Source organism: Microcystis sp. M53603_WE2, assembly GCF_030065435.1.
In genome coordinates, this window is sequence record NZ_JASJFF010000557.1 from 1 (window position 1) to 3601 (window position 3601).

General features: G+C 44.8%; 5 protein-coding genes. 3 read left to right on the plus strand and 2 right to left on the minus strand.

The window, feature by feature from the left end; translation table 11 throughout:
* Positions 1-5 precede the first annotated feature (5 nt).
* Positions 6-323: a KGG domain-containing protein gene (locus PX481_RS11595; protein ID WP_002761051.1), complete on the plus strand. Its 318-nt coding sequence runs from the start codon at positions 6-8 to the stop codon at positions 321-323.
* Between the two features lie 246 nt (positions 324-569).
* Here PX481_RS11595 and PX481_RS11600 read toward each other — a convergent pair whose 3' ends face one another.
* Together PX481_RS11600 and smpB are read right to left on the minus strand one after the other, a co-directional pair.
* Positions 570-1118, minus strand: a complete 549-nt coding sequence (locus PX481_RS11600) for a DUF2808 domain-containing protein (protein ID WP_288094617.1) — start codon at positions 1116-1118, stop codon at positions 570-572.
* Positions 1119-1236: 118 nt separating this feature from the next.
* On the minus strand, positions 1237-1701 hold the full coding sequence (gene smpB / locus PX481_RS11605) for an SsrA-binding protein SmpB (protein ID WP_002732921.1): 465 nt from the start codon (positions 1699-1701) through the stop codon (positions 1237-1239).
* A 216-nt stretch (positions 1702-1917) separates the two neighbouring features.
* Here smpB and psb29 point away from each other — a divergent pair, with 216 nt between their 5' ends.
* Together psb29 and PX481_RS11615 are read left to right on the plus strand one after the other, a co-directional pair.
* Complete coding sequence (gene psb29 / locus PX481_RS11610; RefSeq protein WP_170863942.1) at positions 1918-2604, plus strand: photosystem II biogenesis protein Psp29; 687 nt, start codon at positions 1918-1920, stop codon at positions 2602-2604.
* 137 nt (positions 2605-2741) lie between these two features.
* On the plus strand, positions 2742-3601 hold an 860-nt coding region (locus tag PX481_RS11615), incomplete at its 3' end, for a CofH family radical SAM protein (RefSeq protein ID WP_288094618.1).

Genomic DNA, 3601 nt, shown 5'->3' on the forward strand with positions numbered 1-3601 from the left:
ATATTATGACAGGTAAGAGTAAACGCGGTTTTGCCTCTATGGATCAAGCTAAACAACGGGAAATCGCTAGTAAAGGTGGTAAAGCTGCTCATCAAAAAGGTACAGCCCACGAATTTACCTCCGAAGAGGCTCGCGAAGCGGGACGAAAAGGTGGTGAAGCGGTTAGCCGAGATCGCGCCCACATGGCAGCTATCGGACGGGAAGGGGGCAAAAATTCTCACAAAGGCAGTGGCAAAAACTCAAACTCCGAAGAAAATTCCCCAGCCAACGAGTCTATAGGTGAAAACTACTCAGATTTTAGCAACTCGGAGGCAAATAGTTGACTTTGGTTGACTTTTTCTCAGACTGAGAGGGTGTTAGGGTTTTGGGGTTTTAGTTAAATTCCCCCATTCCCCCATTCCCCCATTCCCCCATTTCCCTATCCCCGTTAACGAAGGCAGGAGGCAGAAGGCAGAAGGCAGAAGGCAGCTTTTATTTATTATCCCCACACCCCACACCCCACACCCCACACCCCACACCCCACACCCCACACCCTACCCCCACGAAAAACTTTTTGCCGCAAACCCTACTTAAGGTTCGATACTGACAATCCAAGTCCCAACGTAGAGACGGACGGGAATATTGCCAGAGGCAATCACATCACAGGTAAAGTAATAAGTGCCTAATTCAGGATTTCTGACATTAGACATGACGATTTCAACTTTGCTGGTCGGATCGATCGCTTGTTCGGGGACAATTTGAATAATGCGACTATCCTTATCCCAAACCACTTCCTTTAAAGGTAAAGATTTGCCGTTGATGCGTACCTCGATTTTATTGGTGTCAAACTGGCCGTTAAAATAATCGGGATAGGAAATAAAAAAAGCTGAAGCCCCTTGGGAGAGTTTTTTCGCGGGAATATAGAGTTTATAACGATCCATTTGCTTGGGACGACCGCCAAATTGCAAAAAATAATCTAAGATATCCTTGCGATCGACTCCACTAAAAATTGTTAGGCCGGGGTTGCCATTGGCTAAAGTTATTTTTGGTAAAATAATCCCCGCACCCACAGCTAAAGATAGAGCAATTAAAGCGGGTGCCTTGGCATATTTAATTATTTTTGTCAAGAGTTTTAACATAAATTTTAACCCAAAGTGAGGGGGATGGTGACGGCCGCAAGGAGCCTAATACAGTTCAACTGTAACAAAACCCGATCGTTTCTTACCTAGACCTTTGCCAGTCCGATAAGTGTCTTGGTTAACGCTTCATCGCTCGCGCCATATCCCGTTGATCCTGACGACGTTTCAAATCTTCGCGTTTATCGTGTAATTTCTTGCCTCTACCGAGGCCAATGCTGATTTTTACCCAACTACCTTTAAAATACATCTTCAAAGGCACAAGAGTTAAGCCTTTCTGTTCCACTTGACCGATGAGTTTGCTGATTTCCTTTTTGTGCATCAACAATTTTCTCGTCCGGCGCGGGTCGTGATTAAAATATTCGCTACTCTGTTCGTAGGGGGAAATATGAACATTAATTAACACCGCTTCACCATTGCGGACTAAAACGTAACCATCCCGCAGGTTTACCTTACCGGCACGCACGGATTTAACCTCGGTCCCCAGCAACTGCACCCCCGCTTCAAAAGTCTCTAAAATCTCGTAGAGATGGCGCGCTTGCCGGTTATCAGTGATAATTTTGATTTTGTCGTCTTGATTGGCCATATAGTCAACTGAAAAGTGAAAAGTAAAAAAGCGATTGGTAGAGGCAGTATCGGCTAATTATCTCGATTTTCCCATGTCCTTATCTTTATATCTTACTCGCTCTTTTGCTCTCTCTGGACTGACCGTTGGCGGCTCTTTGGTGATCACCGGCCTTGTCAGGGGGAACCAGAAGGGGGAAAATGAGAGCAGTGTTAAATTTTTATGAAGTTTGGTTCTGTGGACAAAATTCGTACTGTTTCCGATAGTAAGCGTGATTTTTATACTCGCCACACCCGCCCCATCAATTCGGTGTATCGGCGCGTGGTTGAGGAATTATTAGTCGAGATGCACCTGCTCTCCGTTAATGTAGATTTCCATTATGATCCAATTTATGCCCTTGGTGTGGTTACTTCTTTCGAGAAGTTCATGGAAGGCTATCGTCCGGGGGAGGATAAACCGAATATTTTTAATGCTTTGTGCCAAGCGGTTAACGGTAATCCCGAAGTCTATCGTCGTGATGCCGAAAATATGATCGCTATTGCCAAAGAAACTAATATTGATTCCTTGCTTTCCCAACTGCAAAACCCTGCTCTGGGTGGTAACAATCAGTTGTCTGATAGTTTAGTTTCGGTTATCAACGCGCCTAAGTTTAAGTATAGTCGCCTGTTTGCCATCGGTCTCTATACTATTTTGGCGGAAGCACAACCGGACATGATCAAGGAAAAAGAAAAACGCGAACAAATTTTGCAAAAGTTCTCAGAAATTCTCCGTCTCTCCAGCGAGAAACTGCAAAAAGACCTCGATGTTTATCGCGGTAATCTTGATAAAATGGATCAGCTGCTCAAGGTGATCGAAGATGCCCTAGAAGCAGAAAAGAAAAAACGTCAACAAAAAGAACAGGAAAAACAAACCACCCTGCAATAAAGGCTCTCAACCGGAAATTACCGCGTGCAGACAAGGGAATAGGGAACAGAAAAAGGATTAAATCGGCTCTCTTTCTTTACTGTTCCTTCTGACCTCGTTCTACAATTAGGATCGGCAACCCTTAATATTTATCTCCCGTGACTAACTCCTCCATCACCGCACCCGTAACCGATATTTTGGCAAAAGCGCGGTCAGGGGCAAATTTATCGGCAAAAGAAGCGATTATCTTGCTAGAAACTACCGATAACCGTTTAATTGCCCAGATTCGGGAAACGGCCGACCTTTTGCGTCGTCAACAGGCAGGAGATACCGTCACCTACGTTATCAATCGCAACATTAATTTTAGTAACATTTGTGAGCAGCATTGCAGTTTTTGTGCATTCAGACGCGATGAAAATGAAGAAGGGGCCTTCTGGCTTAATTTAGAGGAAATTATCGCTAAAGCGGCGGATGCCGTCCGTCGTGGGGCGACGGAAATTTGTATGCAGGGGGGATTAAACCCAAAAGCCAAGATTAAGGGCAATTCCTTAGACTATTACCTCGAAATTGTTAAAAACCTGAAACAAGCCTTTCCCAACCTGCATTTACACGCTTTTTCGCCCCAAGAAGTCCAATTTATCGCTAGGGAAGACGGTTTAAGTTACGAAAAAGTTATCGCTTCCCTGCAAGAAGCAGGAGTCAATTCTCTCCCGGGGACGGCTGCCGAGGTGTTGGTGGATGAGGTAAGACGGGTAATTTGTCCAGAAAAAATCGATGCCGCCACTTGGTTAGAAATAGTCGGTATTGCTCATCGCTTGGGGTTACATACCACCAGTACCATGCTCTGCGGTCATATTGAAACCCCTAGCCAACAGGTGCAGCACCTTGAAAAAATTAGAAAACAGCAAGAAATCGCCCTAGAAAATAATTATCCAGCTAAAATCACCGAATTTATTGTATTGCCTTTTGTGGGACAATCGGCCCCCAAGCCCCTGAGAAATCGAGTCGGACGAGATCA

Coding starts and splice junctions, on each gene's coding strand:
- PX481_RS11595 (WP_002761051.1), top strand. CDS start 6: ATGACAGGTAAGAGTAAACGCGGTTTTGCCTCTATGGATCAAGCTAAA.
- PX481_RS11600 (WP_288094617.1), bottom strand. CDS start 1,118: ATGTTAAAACTCTTGACAAAAATAATTAAATATGCCAAGGCACCCGCT.
- smpB (WP_002732921.1), bottom strand. CDS start 1,701: ATGGCCAATCAAGACGACAAAATCAAAATTATCACTGATAACCGGCAA.